This is a genomic window from Leptospira terpstrae serovar Hualin str. LT 11-33 = ATCC 700639 (assembly GCF_000332495.1).
GTDB lineage: Bacteria > Spirochaetota > Leptospiria > Leptospirales > Leptospiraceae > Leptospira_A > Leptospira_A terpstrae.
Map to the genome: position 1 here is coordinate 907,781 of NZ_AOGW02000010.1, position 13,820 is coordinate 921,600.

At 40.3% G+C, this 13,820-nt stretch carries 13 protein-coding genes; 3 read left to right on the forward strand and 10 right to left on the reverse strand.

What is annotated here, in order from left to right:
- Positions 1-84 precede the first annotated feature (84 nt).
- Positions 85-402, forward strand: a complete 318-nt coding sequence (locus tag LEP1GSC203_RS12735) for an STAS domain-containing protein (protein ID WP_002974005.1) — start codon at positions 85-87, stop codon at positions 400-402.
- Here the strand turns inward: LEP1GSC203_RS12735 and LEP1GSC203_RS12740 are convergent.
- From LEP1GSC203_RS12740 to LEP1GSC203_RS12785, 10 genes are all read right to left on the reverse strand, one after another.
- Positions 399-1,154, reverse strand: coding sequence for a CDP-alcohol phosphatidyltransferase family protein (locus LEP1GSC203_RS12740; protein ID WP_002973985.1), 756 nt, complete (start codon positions 1,152-1,154; stop codon positions 399-401). The two genes, LEP1GSC203_RS12735 and LEP1GSC203_RS12740, sit on opposite strands and share 4 nt — an antisense overlap.
- Positions 1,151-2,176 (reverse strand): tRNA (adenosine(37)-N6)-threonylcarbamoyltransferase complex transferase subunit TsaD, encoded by a 1,026-nt coding sequence (gene tsaD, locus LEP1GSC203_RS12745; protein ID WP_002973874.1) that lies wholly within the window; start codon positions 2,174-2,176, stop codon positions 1,151-1,153. The genes LEP1GSC203_RS12740 and tsaD overlap by 4 nt, the downstream gene beginning before the upstream one ends.
- Positions 2,176-3,540: a S41 family peptidase gene (locus LEP1GSC203_RS12750; RefSeq protein ID WP_039937990.1), complete on the reverse strand. Its 1,365-nt coding sequence runs from the start codon at positions 3,538-3,540 to the stop codon at positions 2,176-2,178. Before LEP1GSC203_RS12750 ends, tsaD begins: the two co-directional genes overlap by 1 nt.
- Before the next feature lies 1 nt (position 3,541).
- The gene (locus LEP1GSC203_RS12755) at positions 3,542-3,832 is read right to left on the reverse strand and encodes an LA_1448 family UV-C exposure upregulated protein (protein WP_039937992.1); all 291 of its coding nucleotides are present in this window, start codon (positions 3,830-3,832) and stop codon (positions 3,542-3,544) included.
- A gap of 36 nt (positions 3,833-3,868) precedes the next feature.
- Positions 3,869-4,477 carry a transcriptional repressor LexA gene (lexA, locus tag LEP1GSC203_RS12760; RefSeq protein ID WP_002973753.1) on the reverse strand — a complete coding sequence of 203 codons (609 nt, stop codon included), beginning with the start codon at positions 4,475-4,477 and terminating at the stop codon, positions 3,869-3,871.
- 50 nt (positions 4,478-4,527) lie between these two features.
- Positions 4,528-5,709, reverse strand: coding sequence for an efflux RND transporter periplasmic adaptor subunit (locus LEP1GSC203_RS12765; protein WP_002973847.1), 1,182 nt, complete (start codon positions 5,707-5,709; stop codon positions 4,528-4,530).
- A gap of 6 nt (positions 5,710-5,715) precedes the next feature.
- Positions 5,716-7,041: a TolC family protein gene (locus LEP1GSC203_RS12770; RefSeq protein WP_002974393.1), complete on the reverse strand. Its 1,326-nt coding sequence runs from the start codon at positions 7,039-7,041 to the stop codon at positions 5,716-5,718.
- Positions 7,038-7,661, reverse strand: coding sequence for an inorganic pyrophosphatase (locus tag LEP1GSC203_RS12775; RefSeq protein WP_002973771.1), 624 nt, complete (start codon positions 7,659-7,661; stop codon positions 7,038-7,040). Before LEP1GSC203_RS12775 ends, LEP1GSC203_RS12770 begins: the two co-directional genes overlap by 4 nt.
- Positions 7,662-10,961 (reverse strand): efflux RND transporter permease subunit, encoded by a 3,300-nt coding sequence (locus LEP1GSC203_RS12780; protein ID WP_002974156.1) that lies wholly within the window; start codon positions 10,959-10,961, stop codon positions 7,662-7,664.
- Positions 10,962-11,036: 75 nt separating this feature from the next.
- Positions 11,037-11,363, reverse strand: coding sequence for a hypothetical protein (locus LEP1GSC203_RS12785; protein ID WP_002974338.1), 327 nt, complete (start codon positions 11,361-11,363; stop codon positions 11,037-11,039).
- A gap of 151 nt (positions 11,364-11,514) precedes the next feature.
- Between LEP1GSC203_RS12785 and LEP1GSC203_RS12790 the strand changes: the two genes are divergently transcribed.
- Positions 11,515-11,835 carry a bactofilin family protein gene (locus tag LEP1GSC203_RS12790; protein WP_002973855.1) on the forward strand — a complete coding sequence of 107 codons (321 nt, stop codon included), beginning with the start codon at positions 11,515-11,517 and terminating at the stop codon, positions 11,833-11,835.
- On the forward strand, positions 11,823-13,790 hold the full coding sequence (gene recJ, locus LEP1GSC203_RS12795; protein WP_002973980.1) for a single-stranded-DNA-specific exonuclease RecJ: 1,968 nt from the start codon (positions 11,823-11,825) through the stop codon (positions 13,788-13,790). The genes LEP1GSC203_RS12790 and recJ overlap by 13 nt, the downstream gene beginning before the upstream one ends.
- Positions 13,791-13,820 lie beyond the last annotated feature (30 nt).

Consider the following 13,820-nt stretch of genomic DNA (forward strand, 5'->3'; position numbering starts at 1 on the left):
GCTCTTTTTCTAGAGTCCTTTTTTGAAAAATCAAACGTTTTTTGATTGTATTTGACTCTTTCAGATGTTGTCTTAACTGAAGTTATGTTTCAGTATGAAATCAATCGAGAAAACGATAAGGCCATCGTCCATTTGAATGGATCCTTGTCCCTAAGAGACACTCCGAAATTTCGAACCGATTTAAAAACACTGATTGATTCACCGGAAGTCCAAGAGCTGGTCTTAGACTTTAAAAATTTGAGTTATCTAGATTCATCCGGAATCGGAATCCTACTCCATTCTTACAGTTGGACAAAAGAAAAAAAGAAACAGGTTCGCATCATCCATTTATCCGCTGAAGTTCGAACCATATTTACTGTTGCCAATTTACTGGATATCTTCCAGCTAAAAGAAGAAACCTAAACTCGGTAATCTTGTATCGTTTGAATGAGAAACGAAACAATCCCAGAAAACACATAAAACCCAACTGCTCCATACATTACATAGGGCCAACGGTAAAAACCGATAGCGAGCAATAAAAGTCCAAGACCTACAATACTAATCCCTAGTTTTTTCCAAGAAAAAAGTCCCCGGATGGCCACTTGTGGTTTGCTGTATCTTAATGTGGAAACCATAAGAAGAGCTGTAATCACAAAAAACAATACTGCCGTCCATAATGGAACTTGAGATACAGAAAATACTAAAGGAAAAATTCCGATGACAACTCCGGCTACAGGAGAAGGAAGTCCATTGAATGATTTTGGATCGTGAGCTACATTAAAACGTGCCAACCGATAAGCCGCACAGATCGGATACAAAGCGGCAATAAACATCCCCAAAGGAAAATAGTCAGGTTTGTCAAAGATATCCAATTTGATATCATAAAAGAACATTTTGTATGACAAAAATCCGGGCGCAATTCCGAAAGTGGTTAGATCTGCTAAACTATCTAAATCAGCACCAAGTTCACTTGTACAGTTAAGCGCACGCGCAGCCATCCCATCAAATCCATCGAATAACGCAGCTAAGATGATAAACACTCCTGCTAGCGTATAAAGTTCATGGGAATTTGGTTGCGATGGATTTGTTTCGGCAACAAGTAACATAGAAACAAACCCTAAGGTTAAGTTTCCGAGAGTGAGTGTATTTGGAATCCAGGTAAGTTTTAGTTTCATATTATTTGTTCAAAGTTTCGCTTGGGGCTTACCTTAAAGTCGAGCCCCACAAAAGATTTTTGTTTCCAAAGGTGGTATCCAAGACATGCCACCATCGCTCCGTTATCTGTGCAGTAAATTTTTTTGCCAGGATAAAATAGGTCAAATTTAGACCTGTTTTTTTCCGCTTCCAAACACTCCCGAAGGGTCCCGTTCGCAAGTACCCCTCCGGCTGCCACTACAGTCCGAATTCCCGTTTTTTGAATGGCTTTGCGGATATTGCGAGTGACCAATTCAAAAGCAGTCTTTTGGAAAAAGTAGGAAATTTTTTCCACAGGAGGGGCTATGGAATTTGCCTTCAAGTAGTAGAGAACAGCAGTCTTAAGCCCACTATAAGAAAACCGAATCCGATCTTCCCCATCTTCCTTTAAAAGTTTAGGAAAAGGATTCACTTCCGCCTTGTCTACTTGGTAGGCATTAGCTTTGGCCTCTAGATAGGGACCACCGGGATAAGGAAGGTTTAGAACTGCACTCACCTTATCGAAGGCTTCTCCGAGAGAATCGTCCTCCGTGTCCGCAAGGATTTGTAAATCACCAAACCCCCTGTATAAATAAATAGAAGAATTTCCGCCAGAAAGAAGTACTCCAAGCCAAGGAAATGGAGGAAGTTCTCTTTCCAAACCAATCACAGCCAAATGTGCCTCGAGATGGTTGACTGCAACAATCGGAACATTATGAACCAATGAAATACAACGTGCGAGTTGTGCCCCAATCATCAGAGACCCAACTAACCCCGGATAGCTGGTAACTGCTACGTATTCCAAATCAGAAAATTCAACGCCTGCCTCTTCCATGGATACAGATAGTATTGAATTGATTTTTTCTAAATGGGCTCGGGAAGCAATCTCTGGAACCACTCCCCGGTAAGGGGAATGGGAATCAATTTGGCTATATACTTTTAGGGAAAGTAGTTCCCTACCATCACGAACGATGGCAACGGAAGTTTCATCACAGCTAGATTCAATTCCTAACCCGTAGGCCATTACTTCAAAACGCGAATGGCTTCCGCAAGTTGGGTATCTAAATCCAATCGAGGTTTTGAATTGGAAGAACCAGCTCTCATTTCATTGAATAAAAAAATACGGCAAACCGAATCCGAAATCGTAAGATTTTCTTTTTTTAAAATCGCTGCAAAATCAGATAAAGCAACGTCGTTGTATTCAGCATGTGTTTCTAAAAATGGGCGAATTAAATTCTTTTTAAAAAGTTTTTCTAAAGCATACTTTTCATCTTCACTAGCGGCAATCGGATTTATGATATAGTCAGGTGTGATTCCTTTTCCGTGAATGGACACACCGGATGGAGTGTAGTATTTTTGAATGGTAATCGCAACTCCCGTTCCCCCAGAAAGCGGAAAAATCGACTGCACACTTCCCTTTCCAAAACTTTGGGTACCTACAACCACAGCGCGTTTCTGATCTTTTAACGCACCTGCTAAGATTTCAGAAGCACTGGCAGACCCGCCATTCACAAGAATAGCAATAGGAATGTCTAAAAACTTTTTCTCTTTTTTATCTGCTTTATAACTTTTGACGAGTACACCACCGCGACCTTTCACAGATACAATCTCTGCCTCAGGTGGTAAAAAAAGATCAGCTAGATCAATTGCCAAATCCAAAAGCCCACCAGGATTCATTCTTAAATCAATCACTAGTTTTTTGGCACCAGCTTCCTTCAAATTGGTAACTGCTGTTGCAAATTCTTTGGCTGTGGTTTCTTTACCCATAAACTGAACAAGTTTGATATAACCTGTTTCTGCCTCAGGCAAATAATGGGATCTTACATAACGGATTTGGATCAGTTCTCTAACTAAGTTTACAACAAAAGGATCTTTGATTCCCTTTCTTTCTATTTTCATAGATATGGAAGATCCAACTTCTCCTCTCATCATTGCGATAGATTCCGATAGAGAAACAGATTTGGTGCTTTTACCGTTGATCTCGGTGATTTTGTCTTGGGGTTGAAGACCGGCTTTCCATGCAGGAGTTCCTTCAATAGGTGCAACAATGATAAAGGCATTTTCTTGGAAACTAATCTCAACACCAATTCCACCAAAACTTCCTTTGGTTTCATTTTGTAATTCACCGAATTCATCGGTATCTAAAAATCGAGTATGAGGATCACCTAAACTCTGTAAGGCTCCAAGGATTGCCCCAGTATAGATTTTTTTCTCTTCTTGTGGGTCCACATAATCATTTTCAATATAAGATACAACTTCATGAAGAATTTGTAAGTATTTTTCCCCATCAGTGGAAATGGCCTTTACTTTCTCTGTGCTAACAACAAAAACAAGTGTCACCAAACAGAGGGTAATACTTCCCCAAACCAAACGTTCGGATATTTTGATTTTATTCATTTCCATAAATTGACTCGTATAGGGCTTTGTTTTCTTTTTTTAACATTTCTTTTGCTTCTGGGATGGACAACCGGTAAACTTCACAAGCTTCTTCGAAAAGTGCAATGTCTGTAGGAGTGGGTCTTTTGGTATCAGCCATAAGTCCTGTTTGGATTCGATTTTGAGCAAACCGTTCCAAGACACGTTTTAAATCATAGGCATCAATTTCTTGTTTTTTGGGTGCGCAAGAGAGGATAAGGGAAAGAAGGAGAAATGTTGGGAAAGAGAAGAGATGTTTCGACATCCCTTCTAAACTCACTCCCAACCAAGGTTTGGTCAATCAGTAAATGCGATAGAGTCCGATTAGTTTCCCAATTATCGTAGCCTTTTTGGTACGAATGGGTTTTAGTTTCACGTTTCTTGGTTCCAGACGGATCATATCTGGTTCTTTATAAAACACTTTCAGGGTAGCTTCGTTCTCAATCATGGCAACTACGATTTCCCCATTCCTCGCTGTGTCTTTTTTTTGGATGATCGCAATGTCTCCATCACTGATACCAGCTTCCACCATAGAATCTCCTTTCACTCGTAAAGCAAAGGTTCCCGGTTTGGTCGCGAGATCTTCTGGAACTGCAATGTATTCTTCGATATTTTCTTCGGCAAGGATGGGAGATCCCGCTGCCACTTGGCCAAGGAGGGGAATACCCGAAGCACGAACGAGAAGTGCCTCTTCCCCATTTCCTTTCAGTAGTTCAATGGCACGGCTTTGGTTTTTAGAAGTACGAATATAACCTTTTTTTTCAATCGCCTTTAAGTGGTCATAGGCCCCTTTGGCGGTGATTCCGAACTGGTCCCCAATCTCACGGATGGTGGGAGGGAAACCCTTCTCGCGGACCGTGTCCGATATATATTGTAGGACAAATTCTTGTTTTTCCGTGAGGTCTTTCATACTAAACAGATAACTAGGAAATGGGCGTTATGTCAACAAAAAACTAGGAGTTATAACTTTAAATACTCACTTTTCAAAACAAAACTTCCCTCTTCTACGATGGCTTCCCCTGATTCCACTCCATTAGTAATCTCAACCCAATTGTCATAGATTTTTCCCACGCCAATTTTTTTGGCAGAAAAAGAACCGTCAGTGTTACGAACAAAGATATAATTTTCACCTTCAATTTTATGGATACAATCAGCAGGGATCACCTTCGCTTTGTTTACCGAAGATTCTACCATAGCACCTACAACAGTTGCAGTTACACTTTGACCTGGACGTAACCTTCCTTTTGAATTTCTTACTTCCAATCGAATCTCTGCTGTTTTTTTGATCGGATCAATCACATCTCCCACATGGGAAACCACGGCTTTTAATGATTCATCTTTTGAACCTATGGGAATTACTTTTGCTTCATTGCCAACACGAATGGAGGCTAAATCTTTTTCATAAACTTCTAAATTGATCCAAAGTACAGATAAATCAGCAACTGTGAATAAATTGTCACGAGCATTGACCGCCTGACCAATGATAGCTTCCCTCACTGTAACTGTTCCAGATATAGGAGTTCTAATGTATAGATTTTTAGAATTATATTTCCCTGCTTCTAAGTTAGTAATTTCTGCATCATTCAGACCTAAGTTTTCCAAAGCATTTCTGGATGTTTCCATTTCCGCTTTGACAGACTTATAATCCATTAAAGAGATTTCATATTCTTTGGCAGAGGTTACCTTTCTTTCATATAAATCTTTCGCTCGGTCCGCTTGGACTTTTAAAGCTTCTAGTCTTGCTCTGGCTTTTAAATAATTTGCTTCTGTGGTTCCGAGTTCAACCGATTGGATGGAAGCAAGAGCCGTGCTTTTTTTCACATGTTCCCCTTCCTTCACAAACACCTGATTGATTCGACCACTCACACGGGAACCAACTTTAGCCACACTATTCATATCATAAGAAACAGTTCCCGGAAGTTGGAGTTCCTCTTCGAGAGCTTTTTCAGCCAAATAAACCAACGAAAATGGATGATTCTTTTGGATTTCCTGAGAGATCATGAATTTTGATTTATCATCAGTCAGTGCTTCTGTTTTTTTACCGGCACCAAAAAACTTGGAATAGCCGAAGTAAGCCAAACTTCCCACGAGCACAAGTATGCTTAAGGATCTAATATTCTTAAAATTGAATTCTGTTTTCATATAAATTTAAAACTCCGAGCTATCCATCTTTCCGATAGAAGCCTTGTATCCTTCCAACGCATTGTAATAGAGGTAAATGATTTCATAATAACTACGAAGGACACTGAGATAGTTTTTCTCAGCTTCTAAAAACGTAACTAAATTGGATGCACCTCTAATGTATGCAAGCCTTGACTTTTCCTGAACTTCTTTGTTTTTTTCTAGAAGTCCCATTTTTTGGTAATCCAATAATTGAGATTCCCGTGCCTGTAACTCTTTGATCGCAGCAGAGATTTCCGAAACGATTTCATTTCGTTTGGCATCTACATCAAATCCTAGTTTTTTGTAAGATTCTTCGGACTTTAGAATTTCCCCTTGTTTGCGATCAAACAAAGGAAGTGGTGTTGCTGCATATACGCCCGTTACATTTTCATTTCCTTTGTTTAAAAACTCGATACCAAGTGTTAAAGGTGGGATGATTTCACGTTTTTTTAATTCGATATTCATTCGTTCTTTTTGTTGGCGAATTTTTAAAGCCACTAAGTCGGGTCTTTCTTCAATATCAAAATCATTTAAATCAATTCCAAACTCTCGTGTGGAAATAAACTCCAACCTTCCTTTGATACTTAGTGGAGAATTTACATCTGAAATTCCAATAAGGATCCTTAGGTTTTTTACCACTTGGGCTCGTAAGATACGGGCATTTCTGTATTCCCGTTCAATTTGAACGCGTTCCAAAGCCAAACGGTCATATTCTAAAAATGAAATGTCTCCCTTTTCTGCCCTTAGTTTTGTAAGGTCCAAAAGGTCTTGGTAATTTTCCAAAAATTCTTTTTGGTAATTGATCTGCTCTGTTACATAGAGGTAAGTCCAAAAGTTTTGTCTAAGGCGCAACCGAAACAATCGGTCAAAGTCCCGAAAACTAGCAATGGTTCCTAAAAACTCTTGTTTGGCGACCTTTTCTCTTTGAGGAATCACCCCGCTCATGTCAAAAGGTTGGTTATAAATAAAGGAAGTTTCTGGTCTTCCGGTGGCTGCGTTGGCAGAGGCCCCCATAAACTGCTGTTGCATATTGACAATGGGATTATAATACAAACTTGCAGTAATGATATCACCCCGAGCCATACCAATGTTTTGTTTTTCCCTTAAATAAAGAGGATTGCTCGTGACAGCAAAATTTTCTAATTCATCCAGGTTCCATTTTTCTTTCGAATCTTGGGCTCTAGAATCTTCTCCTAAGAAAAACAATTCATCTTTCGAATGGAGTTCATACACTGCCTTTTCTTTTGGAAATACAGCAAAAGACTGAATCGCCAAAAGAGATAGGATCAAAAACTTCCTTATTTGTTTCATACAGTTACAAATTTCTTTATATAATCTTCGATTCCAAACTGGATGACTTTAATCGCTTCTGCTCTATCATACACTTCTGTAATTTCTACAGTGCCTGTGGAAGGAGAATTAGGATCCAATTTGTAAGTCAAAAAGTAATGGTGGAGTTTGTTGATGAGAGCTTTCGGAACTTCTGAGATATCTTTGATTTGACCGAACACTTCGTCCCCTTTGAGAACAGCGACGATTTTGTCATCAGCTTCACCTTTATCAATCATCCGAAGTCCCCCAATGGGAATCACAGTCAAAATCATATTTCCATGTGTGATTGGATTTACACTCAGAACACAAATATCAATAGGATCTCCATCACCAATGATATCTGGCCTACCAACTACATCAGAACAATGTTTTCCAGAAGCTTCTCCAGAAAATGTTCTAGGGATAAATCCATATAGAGTCGGCGAACGGTTGCTATATTTTTGTGGTCTATCGACACGAATGAAACCTGAAGCTTTATCAATCTCATATTTTACAGTGTCTTGTGGGGTGAGTTCAATAAATACATCCAACTCATCGGGAGCTTTGGGTCCCAGTTCCAAACCGTGCCAAGGGTGTGCTACGTAATAATTCGGTTTCATTTAAGTCCTCTTTCTTTTAGATTTCTGATTTTGTTTGTTTGTTTTGGAATCATCTTCGTTTTGGGACGAATGATCTTCCACTTCTGTGTAATGATGAGAATGCCCATGGGAATCATGGATTTCTGAAGCTTTGTATTTTTTCATTTCTTCTACAAAGTAATCATTCATCTTACGTTCTCGTTCCATTTGTCGGATTTCTTGTCTTTGCGCCAGTTTCACTAAAAACTCAAAGGCAATCGGTAAAAGAAACCTAGAAAGGATGGTTGCGACAAGAACACCACCCATAACCACCGTTGCCAGCGGTCTTTGCACTTCTGCACCCGCGCTGGAAGCAATGGCCATTGGTAAAAATCCAATGATTGCCACAAGTTCTGTTGTAGCTACTGCTCTAAGAGTATACACAGCAGCTTCCACTACCGCTTTAGACGGATCTCTTGTGACTTTCAATTGGTCTTTTAATGCAGATGCATACACAACCCCGTTTAACACCGATATACCGGCAGCAGCGATAAATCCTACCCCTGCTGGAATGGAAAAAGGAAGACCCCGGATCACAAGAGAAAGTATTCCCCCTGAAAGGGATAATGGCACTAAGATAAAAACTCCCAATGCATAATAAACACTTCCAAAAGCAATAAAGAGCATTGCAAAAATGATGGCACCTGCAATAGGGATTACAACGGCCAATCGGTTTTTGGCACGAGTGAAGTTTTCGAACTGCCCACCCCAATCCACATAATACCCTTGCGGAAGGTTAGATTCAATAGACTGAGTGGCAGCTTGTACATCATTCACAAATCCTATCATATCTCTCCCTCGAACGTTTACTTCGACAAGAATCCTACGTTTGAGACCTTCGTGATAAAGAGCCGCAGGCCCTTCTGTCATCATAATGTCTGTTACCTGAGCTAGCGGAACAGTCCCACCGAGCTCTGTCATTACGGGAACATTTTCAATGACTCCGATATCGGTTACATCCGCATCCAAACGCACAATGAGATCAAATCGTTTGTATCCTTCATAAACTTTTCCTGCATTAGCACCTACACGTAACGTTTCAATGGTTGTGAGGACTTCTTCTGCTCGAACCCCATAACGAGCCATATTTCCCCGGTTCATTTTGATCTCGAGTAAGGGAAGGCCGAGGAGTTTTTGAACTCTTAAATCGGCAGCACCTTGGATTTTTTTGATTTTGGAGGCATAGTTGTCAGCAATCGATTTCAGAGTTTTTAAATCGTCACCATAAATTTTGATTACGATATCCGCTTTGGAACCAGATAACAAGGCATTGACGCGGTTTTCAATTGGCTGCGACAAACTGATGTAGGAGGAAGGAACATTTTTGTTCACCGAATTTTTCATGAGTTCCATGAGTTCTTCGCGGTCTTTGGCAGAAACCCACTCCTTACGGGGTTTCAGTTTTACCATCATCTCCCCTTCTTCCGATCCAATTGGTTCAGCGGCCGACTCACCTCGACCTTGCCTTGAAACAACACTTACCGCTTCAGGAAATTTCAGAATCACCTTCTCCATTTCCAAATTCAAGTCACGTGAATGGTTGATGGCAGTGGAAGGCAACCTTTTGATATCAATCGCAATTTCTCCTTCGTCAATCCTAGGCAAAAATTCCGAACCGAGAGTGGAGGCTAAAGCAAAAGAGAGCAGTACAACACCAATACCTGCATAGGTAAATTGACGTTTGAATTTCATTCCATAAGTAAGAACTTCCGCATACTTAGTTTGGAATTTTTCCCAAAAAGCAGACTCATGTAAAATCGGTTTTTTATAGATATAAGACATGAGTGCAGGAAAGGTTGTGATCGAGTAAAGAAGTGCTGCACCTAATGCGAAAGCTACGGTAATCGCCATGGGACGAAACATCCGACCTTCCACCCCTTCCAGAGTCATCAATGGCAAGTATACGAGTAAAATAATTCCCACACTAAAAGCCGAAGCCCTGACCACTTTGATACAAGACTCCATGATCACTTCTTCCATCCCATCTTCCATGTCTTGGGCTGATGTCTTTGATAGAAGGAAACTTTTGCGAAGTAAAAATCCATGAAGAGTGGACTCCAACATCACAATGGAACCATCCACAAGAAGTCCAAAGTCAAGTGCTCCCAAAGACATTAAGTTTCCGACAATGCCAAAAGCATTCATAAGAATGGTGGCAATCATCATAGAAACAGGAATGGCAAGAGCTACCGCAAAGGCACCCTTCACTGTTCCCAATGTTAAAATAAGACATACAAGAACAATAATAGCCGCTTCTACTAAATTGGTAAATACAGTTGAGAGAGTTCGACCAATGAATTCAGAACGATCATAATACACTTGAATCTTCATCCCAGGAGGAAGTCGGGATTCAATTTCTTTCATCTTTTCTTTGACTCGGCTTACCACTTGGAGAGAGTTGCTACCAAGTAACATCATTGCCGTTCCACCCACCACTTCTCGTTTTCCGTTCATAGTGCTCAGACCAAAACGTAAAGCTGGCCCTGTTTCCACTTTGGCAATTTGGCCAAGAGTAAGTGGAATACCATCTCTTGAAGTGCGAACCGAAAGTCTTGAGATATCATCAATGGATTTAAATTGGCTTTCCCCCCGAATCACAAACTGCTCTTCGCCTTTTTGGATGTATCCACCACCAAGGTTGACGTTGGCACCTTCCAGAGCTTCTGTAATATGAGAAAGAGTTAAATTATGAGATAACAAACGTTTGGGGTCAATTTTGATTTGAAACTGTTTGGCGTCTCCCCCGACAACGTTGACATCAATGATTCCTTTGACAGAACGAAGTTGTCTTGCTACTTCCCATTCCATCACAGTTCGGAGTTCTTCTGGAGTATGGCTTTCGGAAACTAATGCAAATTCATAAATATCTCCAAGACCAGTTGCAATCGGCGAAAGTTCCGGCCTTCCATAGGATTTGGGGATAAAGTTCTCTGCTTGTTTTAATCTTTCGTTTACAAGTTGCCTTGCAAAATAGATATCCGTTCCATCTTCAAAGATAACAGTAACAGAACTTACACCTGTTCTTGAAATGGAACGAATTTCAGTCACTTTCGGCATCCCGTTAAACTCAAGTTCGATGGGATAAGTGATAAATTGTTCCACTTCCAATGGAGAAAGGCCAGGAACCGAAGTCACTGCTGACACCTGGACGTTAGTTACATCGGGAATGGCATCAATAGAGAGATGAAGTGCATTATAAAAACCAACGATGGTGAGTGCTGCTGTCAAAACGAGTACAGTGGCTCGTTTGTGAATGGAAAACTTAATGATTTTTTCTAACATAATTCCTATTTGAAATTCAATACATTGCAGAGACCAAATTTGGACTCTACTTCTAGACTAATCTACATGCAACGATTAAGCCAAAAAAGGTGGTGGGAGGTAAAGAAAGTGAAATAAGATAGGAATTTCAGTAAAAAAGACAGGTTCTGTAGAAATTGTAGACCAACGGATGACAGAAATCTTCACAAGGGACTGTTCCCTACGGGAAGGAACTAATTTCAAAACTTGGTTGGATTCTTTAGAAGATGTAAGAACACGAGTCGTTTCTTCCAACTCGTAGGATTGGTATTGAAAGTCCAAATCTTCGAGTGGGGAAACAAACCGGTCATCGACCAGATTCAGATTGATGAAAACCGCTAAAAGCAGGATGAACCCTGACTTCCAGAAGCGCCTAATTTTCACTATTTTTTCCTACACTTGAGACCCAGGTTCAAGAATTGAAGTAGGGACACAAGAGAAAACACTGAAAATATGAACTTTTTTCCATTTCCTTTTCGTTACAAAAACGATAGAGTTGCCAAAACTTAACTGTCAAACAAGACTATCCCTACCGATGAAAGACGAATCTATAGACACCATCATTAGCGACGACATCACGTTTCGCGGAACCCTTTCCTTCAACCAAACATTAAAAATCAAAGGTCAATTCAAAGGCACGATCACATCCCAAGGTAAACTCATCATTGATGAAACTGGTGATGTAGAAGCCGATGTGGAAGTAGGAAGCCTTGTAGTCCACGGAAACCTCAAAGGAAACGTAGACGCAAAAGAAAAAGTGGAACTTAAAAAAAATGGTAAGGTCGTTGGGGACATCAAAACACCGGGACTCGAAGTAGAATTCGGTTCCAAAATTATCGGCAATTGCATCATGTAACCAAGGTTCACTTCGGACCATTACTTGCCGAAGTAAGAACCAAAGTTGATTCTAAAAGGCCCCTATTACGTTACTTAGTCGATAAACGAGAGGGCCTTCGTAACATCCATCCCAAGGAACTTCTTTGTTCCGACTTTTCTTGTTTGCACTCTCCCTTTTCTCTTCCTGATCTATTCGATGCGGTAGAACTTTTACTCCAGTTTGCTCGCGGTGGCAAAAAAATTCTTTTGTATGGAGACCGTGATTCGGATGGAGTGAGTTCCACTTGTCTCCTTGCTTTCTTTTTAAGATCCCATCCAGAATTTTCTCACTGTAACTTAGAAGTGATGGTATCTTCCGAAAGTGATCCATATGGCCTTTGCAAAGAAGCTCTAGTCAAAATCAAAAAAGTAAAACCGGACCTTCTTGTCACACTTGATTTTGGTTCGAGTCAGGCCGATGAAATTGAGGAATTGACGGGCATCGGGATTCGTGTGATAGTACTCGACCACCATGAAGTGCCTGTGCGAATTCCCACTAACTGTGCTTTGGTGAACCCAAGAAGATTGGACTCCATCTATCCAGAAAAAAAAATTTGCACGGCGGTTTTGTCGTTTAAATTAGTTTCTGCGATTCTTTTCCGTCTGAGTGAAGAGTTTGGTCGAATCTATGCGAAAACAGTAACAGATTCAGATTCAAAAACAAAAGATACTATCTATTTCCAAAATGGTTTATCCATCCCTAAAGAATCTATAGATAATTCAAAGATTACAGAGAATTCCATCCTACCTTATCCTGAAGATTTTTCGATGAACATTCCTGTGGATGAGGAAAGAAAACTATTCTACTACCAATGTTCGAAAATTCCTGATTTTTTTGCCGGGCTGGAAGAAGAAACAGACCTGGCCGGAATTGGAACCATTACCGATATGATGCCCCTCACGGGCGAAAACCGACATTTTGTAAAATTGGCCTTACAATCTCTCACCAAACTCTATGTAGGTGATAAAAAACGAAAAGGATTATCCGAACTCTTAAAGGAACTAAAACTAAATCCTCACGGAATCACTACCAAGGATTTAGGTTGGTCCATTGGTCCTGTTCTCAATTCTGCGGGAAGGATGGGAAAAACAGAAGAAGCTGTCTCTTTACTTCTTTCAGAAACAACAACAGAAGCCAAAACAAAGGCCAAACAACTTCTTTCCCTCAATGAAGAACGAAAAGAAAGAACCAAAAGAAATATGGACCGAGTGGAACGGTATTTTGCACGGAAAGCAGAACGAACTACAAATGAAATTGTTTTTTGTTACGAACCCGATATGGAACCAGGTGTCAGTGGAATTGTTGCCACAAGAATGGTAGATACCTATAAAAAACCTGCCATCTTTTTAGCACCTGACAATGGAGATGCGAGAGGAAGCATTCGTTCCTATGGTCGAGAAAACGTTCTGGAACTTTTAGAATCACTTTCCAACCATTTTTTACATTTTGGTGGCCACCCGGAAGCTGGTGGATTTTCTATCAAACTCGAAAATATACCCGCATTCGAATCTGCTTTGTATCCTACTGCAAAAGAGTGGTTAGCAAAGGATAAGGAAAGATCCACAGTTCATACAATTGAAACTGATTTTACAGTTCTAACAGAAGAAATGGGTGAAAAACTTCTGAAAGAGTGGAAGGACCTTGAACCCTTTGGACAAGGGAACCCCGATATCAAACTTGCAATTCGAAATGCCAAAGCTATCCACCTAACACCACTCAGTGCAGGAAAACATGTACGGTTTCATTTGATTGGGAGTGGCTCTTTAAAGTATATGGTTTGGAATAAGGGAGATGAGTTCCAAAAATTTATGTCAGAACATGGAAGTTTTGATCTTGTGGGGTGTTTGGAAGAAAACTTTTACCAGGGAAGGACCACCCTCCAATTCATTGTCGAGTGGTTTGGAATTGCGGCAGAAAACTCTGCCGTCTCATAGAATCAAAATTAATTCGAACGAGCTTCTCCT

Bases quoted from the DNA above. Each gene is read 5' to 3' on its own strand.
- LEP1GSC203_RS12790 (WP_002973855.1), top strand. From the start codon at position 11,515: ATGAAAGACGAATCTATAGACACCATCATTAGCGACGACATCACGTTT.
- LEP1GSC203_RS12735 (WP_002974005.1), top strand. From the start codon at position 85: ATGTTTCAGTATGAAATCAATCGAGAAAACGATAAGGCCATCGTCCAT.
- LEP1GSC203_RS12765 (WP_002973847.1), bottom strand. From the start codon at position 5,709: ATGAAAACAGAATTCAATTTTAAGAATATTAGATCCTTAAGCATACTT.
- LEP1GSC203_RS12770 (WP_002974393.1), bottom strand. From the start codon at position 7,041: ATGAAACAAATAAGGAAGTTTTTGATCCTATCTCTTTTGGCGATTCAG.
- tsaD (WP_002973874.1), bottom strand. From the start codon at position 2,176: ATGGCCTACGGGTTAGGAATTGAATCTAGCTGTGATGAAACTTCCGTT.
- LEP1GSC203_RS12775 (WP_002973771.1), bottom strand. From the start codon at position 7,661: ATGAAACCGAATTATTACGTAGCACACCCTTGGCACGGTTTGGAACTG.
- LEP1GSC203_RS12740 (WP_002973985.1), bottom strand. From the start codon at position 1,154: ATGAAACTAAAACTTACCTGGATTCCAAATACACTCACTCTCGGAAAC.
- lexA (WP_002973753.1), bottom strand. From the start codon at position 4,477: ATGAAAGACCTCACGGAAAAACAAGAATTTGTCCTACAATATATATCG.
- LEP1GSC203_RS12755 (WP_039937992.1), bottom strand. From the start codon at position 3,832: ATGTCGAAACATCTCTTCTCTTTCCCAACATTTCTCCTTCTTTCCCTT.
- LEP1GSC203_RS12780 (WP_002974156.1), bottom strand. From the start codon at position 10,961: ATGTTAGAAAAAATCATTAAGTTTTCCATTCACAAACGAGCCACTGTA.